This window comes from Ferrigenium kumadai, from assembly GCF_018324385.1.
Taxonomy (GTDB): Bacteria; Pseudomonadota; Gammaproteobacteria; order Burkholderiales; family Gallionellaceae; genus Gallionella; species Gallionella kumadai.
Genome location: NZ_AP019536.1, coordinates 72,503 through 87,169, shown reverse-complemented (window position 1 = coordinate 87,169; position 14,667 = coordinate 72,503). Strand labels below are relative to the sequence as shown.

Here is a 14,667-nt window from a genome sequence, read left to right as displayed (position 1 = left end):
TATCGAACCGCATCCACCGTTATTCAGCAAGAGCCGGAACGGGCTGCGCCTCATTCCACGGCGCGACCTTGAACAGCAGCAGCATGCCGGGTATCGCGAGCACGGCACACAGCAGGAAGAAGGAGGGCCAACCCATCGCGTCCACCAGCCAGCCAGCCGAGGCGTTGACGAAGGTGCGCGGCACGGCGGCGAGGCTGGTGAACAGCGCGAACTGCGTCGCGGTGTAGGCCGGGTGGGTGGTCCGCGCGATGTAGGCGACGAAGGCTGCGGTGCCCAGCCCCACCCCCAGCGCCTCCAGCCCGATGACGAAGGCGAGCTGGGTCAGGTTTGCCGCGGTGATCTCAGTCTGCGCGCCCTGCGACGCCAGCCACCAGAAGCCGAAGATGGACAGCACCTGCACCACGCCGAACAGCCACAGCGCACGGTTGATGCCGAGCTTGAGCATCCAGATGCCGCCGAGCAGCGCGCCGATCACCGCCGGCCACAGCCCGGCGTTCTTGGCGATCAGGCCGATCTGCGACTTGGTGAATCCCATGTCGAGGTAGAACGGCGTGGCCAGAGCGGTGCACAGACTGTCGCCGAGCTTGTAGAAGAACAGGAAGGCGAGCACCAGCAGCGCGCCCTGCACACCCTGACGCCCGATGAATTCGCGGAACGGTTCGACCACCGCGGCGCGCAGCGTCTTGGGCGTGTTGACCGCGACCGGCTCCTTCACCAACAGCGTCATCGCCATGCCGGGCAGCATGAACAGCGCGGTGATGAGGAACACCATGTCCCACGGCAGGTGGTCGGCAAGGATCAGCGACAGCGAGCCCGGCACCAGCCCGGCGATGCGGTAGGCGTTGACGTGCACCGAGTTGCCGAGGCCGAGTTCGGCGTCGGACAGCAGCTCGCGGCGATAGGCGTCGAGCGCGATGTCCAGCGTAGCCGAAAGCAGCGCGAGCAGCGTGCAGAACAACACGATGGTGCCCAGATCCTCTTGAGGCGAGAAGCCGCCCAGCGTGGCGACCACCACCAGCAACGCCACCTGCGTCAGCAGCATCCAGCCGCGCCGGCGGCCCAGCACAGGGACGACGTAACGGTCGAGCAGCGGCGACCAGATGAACTTCCAGGTGTAGGGGAACTGGATCAGCGCGAACGCGCCGATCACCTTGAGATCGACATGCTCGGTGCGCAGCCAGGCAGGAACCAGATTGAGCAGCAGATACAGCGGCAGGCCGGAGGCGAAACCGGTGAACACGCAGATCAGCATGCGCCGGGTGAACAACTGCTCGAAGACGGTCATAGGCCGCGCTGGAAGCGGTATACGGCGGTGCTGCCCAGCAGATTGGGCAACAGGTTCACTTCATGCTCGCCGGTCATCACGCGGCGGTCGAGGATCACGACGCCCTGGCCGCTGCAGAAGGTCTCGAAGTCCTGCAACGTGCACAGGTGCACGTTCGGCGTGTCGTACCACTGGTAGGGCAGTTCCTTCGACACCGGCATGTGGCCGCGCAAGATGTTGAGCCGGTTCTTCCAGTAGCCGAAGTTGGGGAAGCTGACGATGCCCTCGCGCCCGACGCGCAGCATCTCGCGGACCAGCAGTTCGGTGCGGCGCGTGGCCTGCAGCGTCTGCGACAGGATCACGAAGTCGAACGCGCCGCTCTCGAATTCAGCGAGCCCCGCTTCCAAGTCGTTCTGGATCACGTTCACGCCGTTGGCGATGCAGGACACGATGTCGAGATCGCTGATCTCCACGCCGTAGCCGCGCACCGCGCGTGTCTCCCTGAGGTAGCGCAGCAGGCTGCCGTCACCGCAGCCGAGGTCGAGCACCGACGCGCCCTGGGATATCCACGACGCGATGGCGGCGAAGTCGGGACGCTCGGAGGTAATTCGGGTCGCTAACTTATTCATACTGAAAACTCTCGTGCGACGTTATCGAGATAGGCGCGCATCACATCGAAGTATTGCTGATGCTGCATCAGGAAGGAATCGTGGCCGTGCGTCGAGGTGATCTCGGCATAGCTGACGTTGCGCCGGTTGTGCAGCAGCGCCTTGACGATCTCGCGCGAACGCTGCGGCGAGAAGCGCCAGTCGCTGGAGAACGAGACCACGAGGAAATCCGCCTTGATCGGCGCGAAGGCACGTGCAAGTTCGTCCCCCGCCTCGCGCGCCGGATCAAAGTAATCGAGCGCCTTGGTCATCAGCAGGTAGGTGTTGGCGTCGAAATAGGCCGCGAACTTGTCGCCCTGGTAACGCAGGTAGGACTCGACCTCGAACTCGACATCGTAGCCGTATTTGTATTCGCCCGAGCGCAGGCCGCGGCCGAACTTGCCCGCCATCGCGTCGTCGGAAAGATAGGTAATGTGGCCCAGCATGCGCGCCAGCCGCAGGCCGCGCGTCGGCACCACGCCATGCTGGTAGAAATCGCCACCGTGGAAATCGGGATCGGTGAGGATGGCATTGCGCGCCACGTCGTTGAACGCGATATTCTCGGTGGTCAGGCGAGGTGCGGTGGCGATGGCCAGCACGTGGCGGACACGCTCCGGGAAGGCGATCGACCACTGCATCGCCTGCATGCCGCCGAGGCTGCCGCCGATCACTGCGGCGAATTGTTTGATGCCGAGCAGGTCGGCGAGCCGCGCCTGCGACTCCACCCAGTCCTCCACCGTGACCACGGGAAAAGAGGAACCATAAGGCTTGCCCGTCTGCGGGTCGATGGAGGAAGGCCCGGTCGAGCCGTGGCAACCGCCGAGATTGTTCAGCCCGACGACGAAGAACCTGTCGGTGTCGATGGGCTTGCCCGGCCCGATCATGTTGTCCCACCAGCCGACGTTCTTGGGCTGGTCCGCGTAAGTGCCCGCGACGTGATGATGGCCGGACAGGGCGTGGCAGATCAGGATGGCGTTGGACTTGTCGGCGTTCAGTTTGCCATAGGTCTCATACACCAGTTCGTAGCGCGGCAGCACCGCGCCGCTCCTGAAGGTGAGCGGGGTGTCGAATTGCGCACGCTGCGCCGTCACGATGCCGATGCTGTTCGATTCGTCCAAAGCTATCCCCAAAAACAAAACCCGTTCAGCTTGCGCCAAAACGGGTTGCCTCGCTTTAGCTGGAATGTTTTAAGTGCCCCGCAAGCTGATGTCAAATCGGCACTGATGGCGCGCAGTTTCCCGTTTTTGCGCGTGGCTGTCAATCCGCGCTAGGCGTTGAGGCGGTCGAGCAGTTCGCGGATGCGCATCGGGTCGTCGGCCCGCAGGATCTTCTGCGTCAGCGCGGCGATCTCCGGCAGGCTGGTGGTGAGCACGCGCTGCTTGACGCTCGGCACCTGGGCCGAGAACATCGAGAACTGGCGCAGGCCGAAGCCCAGCAACAGGCGCGTATACGGCAGCTCGCCGGCCATCTCGCCGCACACCGAGATGGGCACGCCGAGCTTGTTGGCCGTACCGATCACATGCGCCATCAGATGCAGGACGGCGGGATGCAGCGGGTCGTAGAGATGCGCAACCTCCTCGTCGGTGCGGTCGATCGCCAGCGTGTACTGGATCAGGTCGTTGGTGCCGATGGAAAGAAAGTCGAGCTTCTTGGCGAATGCGTTCAGCGCCAGCGCCGCGGCGGGGATCTCGATCATGCCGCCGATCTTGACCTCGCGGTCGTAGGGGATGCCTTCGGCATCCAGGCTCCGCTTGGTCGCCTCGATGAACTGCAGGGTCTGGTTGATCTCCGACACGCTGGACAGCATCGGGATGAGTATCTTGACGTTGCCGTAGTGCGTGGCGCGCAGCAGCGCGCGCAGCTGGGTGCGGAACAGTTGCGGCTCGGCCAGGCACAGGCGGATCGCGCGCAATCCCAGCGCGGGATTGCTGGCGACGCGTTCCGCGCCCTTGAGCTGCTTGTCCGCGCCGAGGTCGAAAGTGCGAATGGTGACCGGCTGCCCGTCCATGCCTTCGGCGGCAGCGCGGTAGGCCAGGAACTGCTCTTCCTCGCCGGGCAGGTCGTCGCGGTTGAGAAACAGGAATTCGCTGCGGAACAGGCCCACACCGGTCGCGCCGTTCTCCTTCGCGTCGGCGATGTCCTCCGGCTTTTCGATGTTGGCATGCAGCTCGACGACGGTGCCGTCCAGCGTATTGGCGCGCGCCGTGCGCAGCCGCTTGAGCTTCTTGCGCTCCAGCTCCCATACGCTCTGGCGCAACTTGTATTCGGCGACGATCGCCTTGTCAGGGTTGACGATCAGCACACCCTGCTCGCCGTCGAGGATCAGCAGATCGTCCTCGCGGATCAGTTCGCGCGCGTGATGCAGGCCGACCACGCATGGCGTGCTGAGGCTGCGCGCGACGATGGCGGTATGCGAGGTCGCGCCGCCGACATCGGTGACGAACGCGGCATACTGCTGCGGCTTGAACTGGATCAGGTCTGCAGGGCTCAGGTCATGGGCCACCAAGATGGTCTCGACATCGTGGCGCACCGGGGGCGGCTGGTGGCCGGGCTGGCCGGTCAGTTGCTTGAGCAGGCGCTCGGCCACCTGCTTCACATCGGTCTGCCGCTCGCGCAGATAGGCATCCTCGAACTCGTCGAACTGCGCGATCAGCGCTTCCATCTGAACCTTGAGCGCCCACTCGGCGTTGCAGTGCTCGCGCTCGATCATCTCGCGCGGCGCGACGCTCAGTTGCGGATCGGCCAGGATCATCTGGTGCAGCTCGAGGAAGGTGTCGAACTCGGCGGCAGCCAGGCTGGGACGATGGCTGCGCAGGCCGGTGAATTCCCTGTGCACTGCCTCAAGCGCGGCATCGAAGCGCGCCATTTCGTCGGCGATGAATTGTTTCGGCAAGGTGTAGTGCACCACCTCCAGCGAGGTGTGCGAAACCAGGTGCGCATGGCCGATGGCGATGCCGCTGGAAACCGCGATGCCGTGGAGCGTAAAACTCATTGATTTCTCCCAAGAACCGTAGCGAGCAAGCCAAGATGCAAGGAGCCGCGCAGTGAAGGACGAGACATATCGAGCAGATAGGCGAGGAGTGAACGAGCACGCGACGCCGCAGGTTGGCTGCGCAGTAGGTTATTGGGAGAAATCATTCGCCTTCGCCAAAGTAGTCGTTTATCAGCCCCACGATGGCCATCATCGCCTCGCCCTCGTCCGGGCCGTTGGTCTCGATGGTGACCGTCGTGCCCTTGGCGGCGGCGAGCATCATCACGCCCATGATGCTCTTCGCGTTGACGCGGCGGCCGTTGCGCGACAGCATCACTTCGCTCTTGTACTTGGATGCAGTCTGGGTCATTTTTGCCGAGGCGCGTGCGTGCAGGCCGAGTTTGTTGATGATGAGTGCGTCCTGTTGTTGCATCCTAATCCTTCATGTAAACGATACATTCGCGGCCGCCTTCGAGGGCGATGCGCGCCAGTTCCGGCATGGTCTTGTTGGGATAGCACACCACGCGCAGCAGCATGGGCAGGTTCACCCCGGCCACCCCCATCACGCGCTCGGCATGGCACAACTGCCGGCCGACGTTGCTCGGCGTGGCGCCGAAAATGTCCGCCAGGACCAGCACGCCGCCGCCGCTGTCGAGCTGTTTGATGAGCGCCTGGCCTTCTTCCAGCTTCTTTTGCGGATCGTCCTCGGCGTAGACCGACAACACCTTGAGATTGTGCGGCACCTCGCCCAGCACATGTTTGACGCAGTCAACCAGGCTCTCGCCCAGCGCGTTGTGCGCCACCACCAGAATTCCGACCACTTAGATTCTCCCTGTCCAATACGCCCACGCCGACACGGCGCCCAGCGCGACCAGCCAGCCGTAGCGCAGGAACCAGCGCACCACTTTGGCCTTGCCCTCATCGGCCTGCTGCTCCTCCGCGACGATCTTGCCGATCTTGCGCAACGCGTGGATACCTACCGCACGGCGCACCTTGTGTTCGACGATTTCCTTTTCCGGCTCGCTCACGGCAGCACCTCGGCCCGCACGTTCTTGTCGGCGAATTCTAGCCGTTTCTGCAGCGCGGCTGTGAGATGGATGCCACCCTGCGCATCCACCAGCATCGCCTCGGGCAGTTCCATCTGCCGCGCTTCGGCGCGCCAGCCGCTCACGCCGGAGAGGAAAAGCGGCTTGGACGCCGCATCGGACAGCACGCCGGCATGCGGCCCGCGCGTCAGGATCGTCACGGCCTGCACGCCCTGCACCGGATAGCCGTTGCGCGGGTCGATCAGGTGGCAATAGCGCTTTCCGTCCAGCTCGAAGTAGCGCTGGTAATCGCCGGAGGTACCGATCGCCTCGCCGTCGTGCAGCTCCAGCGACGCCAGCGCACCGGATTTGCGCGGATGCTGGATGCCGACGCGCCACGGCCGCTTGCCGTGCTGCCCCAGCGCGAGGATGTTGCCGCCGATGTTGACCAGCGCGTTGCGGATGCCGCGTTCGTGCAACAGCGCGGCGGCACGGTCCAGCGCATAGCCCTTGGCGTAACCGCCCAAGTCGAGGCGCACCGCCTTGTTCTTGCTCCATGCCTGTCCCTGCTCGATGACGATGTCGCTCATCTGCGGGTTGCGAGCGACCCATTGCGCGATCAGTTTTGGGTCGGGCTGAACCGGCTTGAACTCGTCGGCCTGGAACCCCCAAGCCTCGATCAGTCCGCCGATGGCCGGATCGAACAGCCCGCCGGATTGCGCGGAGAGCCGCGCCGCATCCTGCAGCATGGCGGCCAGCTCCGGCGAGACGGCCTTGCGCTCGCCCTTGGCGAACGCCGCATTCAGTTCGCTCAATTCGCTCGGCTGCCAGGCATGCAGCATGTTGTGCAGGCGCTGGAATTCGCGCATCACGTCGCTCACCGCGGCGCGCGCCCGAGCCTCGTCTTCGCCGTAGATGCTGACGTCCACCAGCGTGCCGAACACATAGCCCTGCTCCTGGTAAAACGGCTCCTTGCCGCAGGCAGTCAGCAGGAAACAGAAAGCCAGAACCAGGATATGGAATGCGGGATACGGGATACGGGCGGGATGGCTGAGCACACCATGGCGCAGCCATCTCCCCAACGTCCGGAGTGGCTGACCGCTTCCCCTGTATCCCATATCCTGTATCCCGTATCCCATCACTCGGTTTGCTCCAGCTCCAGCGACGCGGCCAGCAATGCGAGGCGCGCCACCACGCCGTAGGCGTAGAAGCGGTTAGGCATGTCGTCCGGGTTGCAGGCGGGATTAGGCAGGGTACAGCAGGTCTCGAACGCCAGCGGCTCGAAGGACATCCCCGGCGCATTGAGGTTCTCGTCCACACCGCGGCCGGTGTGCACGCGGTAGAAGCCACCGACCACGTAGCGGTCGATCATGTACACCACCGGTTCGGCCACGGCGTCGTTGATGTGCTCGAAGGTGTACACGCCCTCCTGCACCAGTACGTCGTGCACCTGCAGGCCTTCCTTGATCACGGCCATCTTGTTGCGCTGCCGGCGGTTCAGGCCGGTGATCTCGCTGGCGTCCTTCACCGTCATGATGCCCATGCCGTAGGTGCCCGCATCGGCCTTGGCGATGATGAAGGGATCGTGCTTCACGCCGTACTCCGCATATTTCGCGCGCATCTTCTGCAGCACTCCGTCTACCTGCGCGGCGAGGCACTCCTCGCCCACCCGTTCCTGGAAATTGATCTGGTGGCAGACCGCGTGATAGGGATTGATGAGCCACGGGTCGATGCCGAGCAGGGCGGCGAATTCGTTGGCCACACGATCGTAGGCCGCGAAGTGGCTGGACTTGCGCCGCGCATACCAGCCCGCCGACAGAGGCGGGAATACCGATTGCTCGAGGTTCTGCAGGATGGGCGGCACGCCGGCCGACAGGTCGTTGTTGAGCAGCACCACGCAGGGGTCGAAGCCTTCCACCGTCAGGCGGTTGCCGATGCGCACCAAGGGCTCCAGCGTCAGCGAGCCGCCATTGGGCAGGGCGATCTCCGTCGCCTGCGTGATCTCCGGCAACAGGCTGCCGACGCGCACGCGCATGCCGGCCTGTTTGATGATGGTGACGAGCTGAGCGACGTTCTGCAGGTAGAACTGGTTGCGCGTGTGATTCTCGGGGATCAGCAGCACGCCGCGCGCTTCCGGGCAGATCTTCTCCACCGCGCTCTGCATCGCCAGCACGCACAGCGGCAGGAAATCGGGATTCAGGTTGTTGAAGCCACCGGGAAACAGGTTGGTGTCCACGGGCGCGAGCTTGAAGCCGCTGTTGCGCAGATCCACCGAGGCATAGAACGGCGGCGTGTGCTCAAGCCACTTGGTCCGGAACCAGTGTTCGATGACCGGCTGCGCGTTGAGGAAAGTGCATTCCAGATCGCGCAGGGGGCCGGTGAGTGCGGTGGTGAGATGAGGAACCATGTGGCGTGCTTACAAAGTAGGAAGTAAGCATTCTAGCCGATAGGCCGAGCGGAGATGAACTGCGGCTATTGTCCGCCGTCGGTGCTTGCCGCCTCCTCCGCCTCCCGATTCATGACGATGATGCTGATGCGCCGGTTTTTCGCATCGTACGGGTCATCCGGATTGAACAGAGCCGAGTCGGACAGGCCGACGACCCGCAATATCTTGGCCTGATCCATCCCGCCCAGCACCAGCTCACGGCGCGAGGCGTTGGCCCGGTCCGCAGAAAGCTCCCAGTTGCTGTAGCCCTTGCTGCCGCCCTGGTAGGGCGTGGCATCGGTGTGGCCTGACAGGCCGATCTTGTTGGGCACCTCGTTCAGGATCTTGCCGATCGCATGCAGGATCTCCGTGGTATACGGCTGGAGGACGGCGCTGCCCTTCTCGAACATCGGGCGGTTCTGCTCGTCGACAATCTGGACGCGCAGGCCTTCGGTGGTCAGGTCGATCAGCAGTTGGTTCTTGTATTGGCTCAATTGCAGATCGGCCTCGATGGCCTGCTCGAGCTGGCGTTTCAGCAATTCGAGCCGCTGCAACTCCTCGCGGTGCAGCGCTTTCCTGGCGACCTGCGGATCGACCCTCTGGTCGGGCGCGGGAATATCGCCGTCCCTGACCATCCCGGTCTTCATCATCGGATTCGGGCCCTCACCGCCGATGATCACGCTGCGATTGGTCTTGTTGTTCTGTCCCTCGCTCAACACCAGGGACAGGGGCGTTTTGAAATAGTCGGAAACGCCTTTCAGCTCGGAGGCCGGCACCGAAGACGTCAGCCACATCAGCAGGAAGAACGCCAACAGTGCCGTCACGAAGTCCGCATAGGCTATCTTCCATGCGCCGTGCTGCCGGGCACGCACCCTCCGCCGTATCCTCTTGACGATGACCGGGCGCTTGAGCGGCTTGCTTTTAGTGGTGCGCGAAATTGCCATAACACCTTGCGGTTGAAGTTATGCAAAGATTCCGGACGCCCGAGGATGGAATGCTTGATCAACTGGCGGCCCCGCTGGCGAATAGGAAATTCCCTTAGCCCGGAAGCTTTGCGTCCCCGCCTTTCGACGGGTTTGCCCTTGCAGGCGCTGAGCCCTGGAGCGCGCGCCCCTTTGACTCAACGATTGCACTCTACTGCTTTAATAACTCTATATCTGCGTCAAGCCGGCGGGGCCAGCTTGTTCAGGATGCTCATGTAAGCACTGTATTTCTTGTTGGACGGATTGATCTTCTGCACCCGCTCGAGCAGCTCCCTGGCCTCGAATATCAGGCTGTCATCCTTGCCCTTCTTCGACATCAGCCCGATCATCATGCCGCACAGGTTCGTGAGCATGAGGTCGTTGTTCGGAAGGTTCTGCAGCGCCTGGCGCATGAGCTTGATGCCTTCCTCGAACTTCCCTTCGTTCGCAAGGATCACGCCCTGGTTGTTGATATTGACGACTTCCTGAGAGGATTTCCTGATCAGCTCGCCGCCTTCCTCGCCCATGCCCGCATCCTCGAATGCGGCCGCGACCATCTTGATGATGCCGGCGTTCTCATGGTTGTTCTTGACCACGTTCTCGAGCAGGCTGCAGGCCTCGTCTTTCTTCCCGAGCTTGAACAGGGCGTTCGCCATGTCCATCGTGGTGGCCGCGCTGACACCTGCAGGCTGACTGCGCATCAGTTCCTCTGCCGCCGCAAGCGCCTCCCCAGCCCTTTCCGGATCCCCCATCTTCTGGTAGGCCATGCCCTCGATCACCGCTGTTTGCAGTGCGGCCTCGGGATCGCCCTTGAATTCTTCCCGCGTGCGATCCAGCACCTTCAACGCCTCTTCTGGATCATCCTTTGCGGTCAGCACCTTGGCCAGTCCCGCGTAGGTGCTCGAGCTCTTGTATACCGAATACTGGCCGATCTTGATCGCCTTTTCGTACGAGGCCTGCGCCAGATCGAGATCACCGTTCTTGTATGCCGCATCCGCCAGGTTCTTTTGCCGGGCGACCGCATTGGGGGAAAGCTCCATGGCCTTGGACAGCACATTCTGCGCCTGCTCCAGGTCCCCCATGGCATCGAGGGTCTTCGATAGCCAGTCCGCGGCTTCGAGGTACATCTTGTTCTCCTCGAGCACCTCCTGGAATATTTCCTTGGCCCGGGCGAAATCCTTGGCCAGGAAATGTACCTTGCCCAAGCCGGTCTTCGCCCAGGGCATGCTGCGCACGGCGAGGATGCTCTCGAAGTAGGCCTTGGCGGCGGAGAAATCCCCGGTCGTGATCAGCAGATCGCTCTTGATGCGCTGGATCTCCTGGGTGCCTGTCGTGTGTTTCTTGAGCAGTTCGTCGCACAAGGCGATCGCGCGCTGGTAGTCCTTCGATTTGACGGCCTTTTCGACAGGCTCAAGCGAGCGCTTCTTTTCGATCAGCTTGTTGAGCCGCGCTTCGAGCATGGCCTCGGTGATCGGCTTCAGCAGGTAGTCGTCGGGCCTGGTTTCCGCCGCGCCCATGAACATGTCCATGGTCTTTTCCGCGGTGACCATCACCCAGATGGTGGAATAACCGATGTAGTTCTTGTGCTTGGCCTCTTCCAGGATCTGCTGCCCGTTTTGCCCCTGCCCGAGGCTGTAGTCGCAGATCACGATGTCGTATTTTTTCGTCGCCAGCAGCCCGAGGGCTTCTTTCGCATGCGCGGCACTGTCTATGCTGGCCACTTCCATCGCCTTGAGGAAACCCACCAGCATGGAGCGCATGCTCTGGAAATCGTCGATGACCAGCGCGGTCGCCTGTTTCAATAAAATTGCCATGTTTCTTTCGTAAATATGTGAGGAGTGGAGCTATGGCAGCGTCAGCACGAAGCATCCGCCGCCGTAGGCGCCCCCGTTCTCGATGGACAGCGCTCCCTGCTTCCCGCCATTCTTGTGCATCCCGGCCACCCGTGAAGAGAAATAGAAACCCAAGCCGGTGCTGCCGCTGGAAAAACTGACGCCCTTGTTCGACGCGACGTTCTCCTGCAACAGGCTTTTCGGGTAGCCCCTGCCGTTGTCTTCCACGCGCATTTCCAGCATACCGTCGCGGACTTGTGCCACGACGCGAATCTTGTCGGTGGTGTAGTTGTAGGCATTGTTGAGCGCGTTGACCAGGACGCCGGTCACCAGATCCCGGTCGAAATACCAGTAGCAATCCTCGTCGCACGCCACCGAGACGGTTATCCCCTTGAAGCCCATGATGGACTGGTTCTGCAGCACCACCTCATCCAGCACTTCCTTGACCGATTGCTCCGCGATATCCATCGGATAGATGGATTTCCCCAGCTTGTAGAGGCTCAGGATCTGGATCAGGTTCACGTTCATCCGGTTGGCCTCGTAGATCGTGTGTCCGAGCTGGCCCAGCATCGACCCGTCGACCTTGTTCCGGCATTCGCCCATCAATTCCTCAAGAAATCCGATCTGGATATTCAGGGAGTTCTTCATGTCGTGTATCGACGAAGCGATAAAGTCGGAGAAATCGATGTCTTCCTGATTCATGTTGAACCCTTTTAATCGTGCGTATTCAAGCGGCCCTTAAGCCGGGAGCGGGGAAAAACTGGGGAAGATACCGCGATGGAAGCTGGGTGACCTGGCGACCCCGCTGGCACTCGACTGTTGTCGAATAGGAACCCGTCCCTTAGCCCGGAAGCTTTGCGCCCCCGTCTTTCAGCGGGTTTGCCCTTGCAGGTGTTGATATTAAAACCAACGATTGCGGGCGCACTGTAACGGAATTTCTTCATACGCGTCAAACAGTTTGGCTAACCCAGACAGGCCTTCTCTTAGTCGGCAAGATGGGCTGGTGGTAGAATGCGCGCCTTATTTTGTAAGGCACACCATGTTATCCACCGCAAACATCACCATGCAGTTCGGGGCTAAACCCCTGTTTGAAAACGTTTCCGTCAAGTTCGGCGACGGCAACCGCTACGGCCTGATCGGCGCGAACGGCTGCGGCAAATCCACTTTCATGAAGATCCTCGGGCGCGACCTGGAGCAGACCTCGGGCGAGGTCATGCTGGACAAGGGCGAACGCCTCGGCAAGCTGCGCCAGGACCAGTTCGCCTATGAGGACATGCGCGTGCTGGATGTGGTGATGATGGGACACGGGGAGATGTGGGAAGCGATGTCCGAACGCGACGCGATCTACGCCAATCCGGACGCGACCGAAGAAGACTACATGCGCGCCGCCGACCTGGAGGCCGCATTCGCCGAATACGACGGCTACACCGCCGAACCGCGCGCGGGCGAACTGCTGCTGGGCGTGGGCATTCCCATCGAGCTGCACAATGGACCGATGCGCGAAGTGGCGCCGGGCTTCAAGCTGCGCGTGCTGCTGGCGCAGGCACTGTTCTCCAACCCGGACATCCTGCTGCTGGACGAACCGACCAACAATCTGGACATCAACACCATCCGCTGGCTGGAAGACGTGCTCAACGCGCGTAACTGCACCATGGTCATCATCTCGCACGACCGCCACTTCCTGAACAGCGTGTGCACCCACATGGCCGACCTGGACTACGGCAAGATCACCATCTATCCGGGCAATTACGACGAATACATGATGGCCTCCGCGCAGGCGCGCGAGCAGCAAGCCGCGGACAATGCCAAGGCGAAAGAAAAGGTCGCCGAGCTGAAGGCCTTCGTGGCACGCTTTTCGGCCAACGCCTCCAAGGCCAAGCAAGCCACCTCGCGCGCGCGCCAGATCGACAAGATCAAGATCGAGGACATCAAGCCCTCCAGCCGCCAGTATCCCTTCATCCGCTTCGAATACGACGAACGCGAAAAGCTGCACCGCACCGCGGTGGAAGTACAGCATATGGTCAAGGGCTTCGACCGCATGCTGTTCTCCAACGTGAACTTCCGCATCGACGCGGGCGAAAAGGTCGCCATCATCGGACCGAACGGCATCGGCAAGACCACGCTGCTGCGCTGCCTCGCGGGCGACCTCGAACCCGACACCGGCACCATCAAGTGGGCGGACAAGGCCAAGCTCGGCTACTACGCGCAGGACCATGCGCACGAGTTCGCCGAGGACAAGATCATGACCGAGTGGATGACCGACTGGCGCGGCCCGAACGACGACGACCAGGTGGTGCGCGGCACGCTGGGGCGTTTGCTGTTCTCCGGCGACGATGCCAAGAAACGCGTGAAGGTGCTGTCCGGCGGAGAGAAGGGCCGCATGCTGTTCGGCAAGCTGATGCTGCAACGCCCCAACGTGCTGCTGATGGACGAGCCGACCAACCACATGGACATGGAATCCATCGAGTCGCTCAACACCGCGCTGCTGGAATTCAAGGGCACGCTGGTGTTCGTCAGCCATGACCGCGAGTTCGTTTCCTCGCTGGCCACGCGCATCATCGAGATCTCGGCCAAGGGCGTGAACGACTACCACGGCACATACGAAGAGTTCCTGCGCGACCAGATGGCGGACTAAGCAGCGATGCGTTCTTCGGGAGCGATCGGCGTCTTCGATTCCGGTGTGGGCGGACTCTCCGTCCTGCACCATATCCGCCAGACGCTCCCGAACGAACGCCTGATCTACGTGGCCGATTCCGGCCACGTGCCCTACGGCGACAAATCCCCCGATTACATCGAACAGCGCTCGCTCGCACTGACCCGCTTTTTAATCTCCCAAGGTGCGGATGCCATCGTCATCGCCTGCAATACCGCCACGGCAGCAGCAGCGGCGACCCTGCGCAGCCGCTTCAGCATCCCCATCGTGGCGATGGAGCCGGCCGTCAAACCCGCCGTCGCCGCCACTCGCAGCGGTGTGGTCGGCGTGCTGGCCACCATCGGCACGCTGGAAAGCGCCCGCTTCGCCGCCCTGCTGGAGAAATACGCGGGTGAGGTCGAGATCGTCACCCGGGGCTGCCCCGGCCTGGTCGAGCAGGTCGAGCGCGGCGACCTCGGTGGCCCGGAGACCCGCGCGCTGGTCGAACGCTATACCGCGCCGCTGCTGTCACGCGGCGCCGATACCCTGATCCTCGGCTGCACCCACTACCCCTTCCTCGCCCCGCTGATCCGAGAGGTGGTGGGCGCCAACATTACGCTAATAGATACCGGAGAGGCGGTCGCACGGCACCTGCAGCGCCGTATCCAGAGCGAACTGCCCGCGCATGACCCCGGGGGCGCCGCCGCGCAGTTCTGGACCAGCGGCGATGCAGCGCAGGCCTCACGCATCATGTCGGCATTGTGGGGCGAGCCAGTCATCACACAGCGGCTGCCCCAGGAGTTTCTGTAACCGAATCAACAGCCTCTCCGCCATAGATGCAACAGGCTAGGGAATGTTCGCCAGGTATGCCAAAATCGCCCCTGTGAATCTCTCGCCATACCAAGGAGT

General features: G+C 62.4%; 14 protein-coding genes and 2 riboswitches. Of the genes, 2 read left to right on the top strand and 12 right to left on the bottom strand.

The features are described 5' to 3' along the window. Window positions 1-19: 19 nt before the first annotated feature. From FGKAn22_RS00395 to FGKAn22_RS00340, 12 genes are all read right to left on the bottom strand, one after another. Window positions 20-1,285: an AmpG family muropeptide MFS transporter gene (locus FGKAn22_RS00395; RefSeq protein WP_212786031.1), complete on the bottom strand. Its 1,266-nt coding sequence runs from the start codon at window positions 1,283-1,285 to the stop codon at window positions 20-22. Further along, the gene (gene metW / locus FGKAn22_RS00390; RefSeq protein ID WP_212786030.1) at window positions 1,282-1,893 is read right to left on the bottom strand and encodes a methionine biosynthesis protein MetW; all 612 of its coding nucleotides are present in this window, start codon (window positions 1,891-1,893) and stop codon (window positions 1,282-1,284) included. Before metW ends, FGKAn22_RS00395 begins: the two co-directional genes overlap by 4 nt. Next, the gene (gene metX, locus FGKAn22_RS00385) at window positions 1,890-3,029 is read right to left on the bottom strand and encodes a homoserine O-succinyltransferase MetX (protein ID WP_212786029.1); all 1,140 of its coding nucleotides are present in this window, start codon (window positions 3,027-3,029) and stop codon (window positions 1,890-1,892) included. Before metX ends, metW begins: the two co-directional genes overlap by 4 nt. A 149-nt stretch (window positions 3,030-3,178) precedes the next feature. After that, window positions 3,179-4,903 carry a phosphoenolpyruvate--protein phosphotransferase gene (ptsP, locus tag FGKAn22_RS00380; RefSeq protein ID WP_212786028.1) on the bottom strand — a complete coding sequence of 575 codons (1,725 nt, stop codon included), beginning with the start codon at window positions 4,901-4,903 and terminating at the stop codon, window positions 3,179-3,181. A 142-nt stretch (window positions 4,904-5,045) separates the two neighbouring features. After that, on the bottom strand, window positions 5,046-5,315 hold the full coding sequence (locus tag FGKAn22_RS00375) for an HPr family phosphocarrier protein (RefSeq protein WP_212786027.1): 270 nt from the start codon (window positions 5,313-5,315) through the stop codon (window positions 5,046-5,048). Window position 5,316: 1 nt separating this feature from the next. Beyond that, a complete protein-coding gene (locus tag FGKAn22_RS00370; protein WP_212786026.1) occupies window positions 5,317-5,703 on the bottom strand; it encodes a PTS sugar transporter subunit IIA in 387 nt (128 codons plus the stop codon). Further along, window positions 5,704-5,910, bottom strand: a complete 207-nt coding sequence (locus tag FGKAn22_RS00365; protein ID WP_212786025.1) for a hypothetical protein — start codon at window positions 5,908-5,910, stop codon at window positions 5,704-5,706. After that, complete coding sequence (locus FGKAn22_RS00360; protein WP_212786024.1) at window positions 5,907-7,025, bottom strand: FAD:protein FMN transferase; 1,119 nt, start codon at window positions 7,023-7,025, stop codon at window positions 5,907-5,909. Before FGKAn22_RS00360 ends, FGKAn22_RS00365 begins: the two co-directional genes overlap by 4 nt. 20 nt (window positions 7,026-7,045) lie before the next feature. Then, window positions 7,046-8,314: a glutamate--cysteine ligase gene (gene gshA / locus FGKAn22_RS00355; protein ID WP_212786023.1), complete on the bottom strand. Its 1,269-nt coding sequence runs from the start codon at window positions 8,312-8,314 to the stop codon at window positions 7,046-7,048. Window positions 8,315-8,379: 65 nt separating this feature from the next. After that, entirely contained in the window at window positions 8,380-9,276 is an 897-nt protein-coding gene (gene motB, locus FGKAn22_RS00350) for a flagellar motor protein MotB (protein WP_246487414.1), read from the bottom strand. A 61-nt stretch (window positions 9,277-9,337) separates the two neighbouring features. Further along, window positions 9,338-9,423, bottom strand: a riboswitch (cyclic di-GMP riboswitch). 71 nt (window positions 9,424-9,494) lie between these two features. Continuing rightward, window positions 9,495-11,108 (bottom strand): tetratricopeptide repeat-containing response regulator, encoded by a 1,614-nt coding sequence (locus FGKAn22_RS00345; RefSeq protein ID WP_212786022.1) that lies wholly within the window; start codon window positions 11,106-11,108, stop codon window positions 9,495-9,497. A gap of 30 nt (window positions 11,109-11,138) precedes the next feature. Beyond that, on the bottom strand, window positions 11,139-11,828 hold the full coding sequence (locus FGKAn22_RS00340) for a sensor histidine kinase (RefSeq protein ID WP_212786021.1): 690 nt from the start codon (window positions 11,826-11,828) through the stop codon (window positions 11,139-11,141). 90 nt (window positions 11,829-11,918) lie between these two features. Continuing rightward, window positions 11,919-12,020: riboswitch (cyclic di-GMP riboswitch) on the bottom strand. A gap of 145 nt (window positions 12,021-12,165) precedes the next feature. Between FGKAn22_RS00340 and FGKAn22_RS00335 the strand changes: the two genes are divergently transcribed. Further along, window positions 12,166-13,761, top strand: a complete 1,596-nt coding sequence (locus FGKAn22_RS00335) for an ABC-F family ATPase (protein WP_212786020.1) — start codon at window positions 12,166-12,168, stop codon at window positions 13,759-13,761. Window positions 13,762-13,767: 6 nt separating this feature from the next. Beyond that, window positions 13,768-14,568, top strand: coding sequence for a glutamate racemase (gene murI, locus FGKAn22_RS00330; protein ID WP_212786019.1), 801 nt, complete (start codon window positions 13,768-13,770; stop codon window positions 14,566-14,568). The last annotated feature ends 99 nt before the right edge of the window (window positions 14,569-14,667 follow it).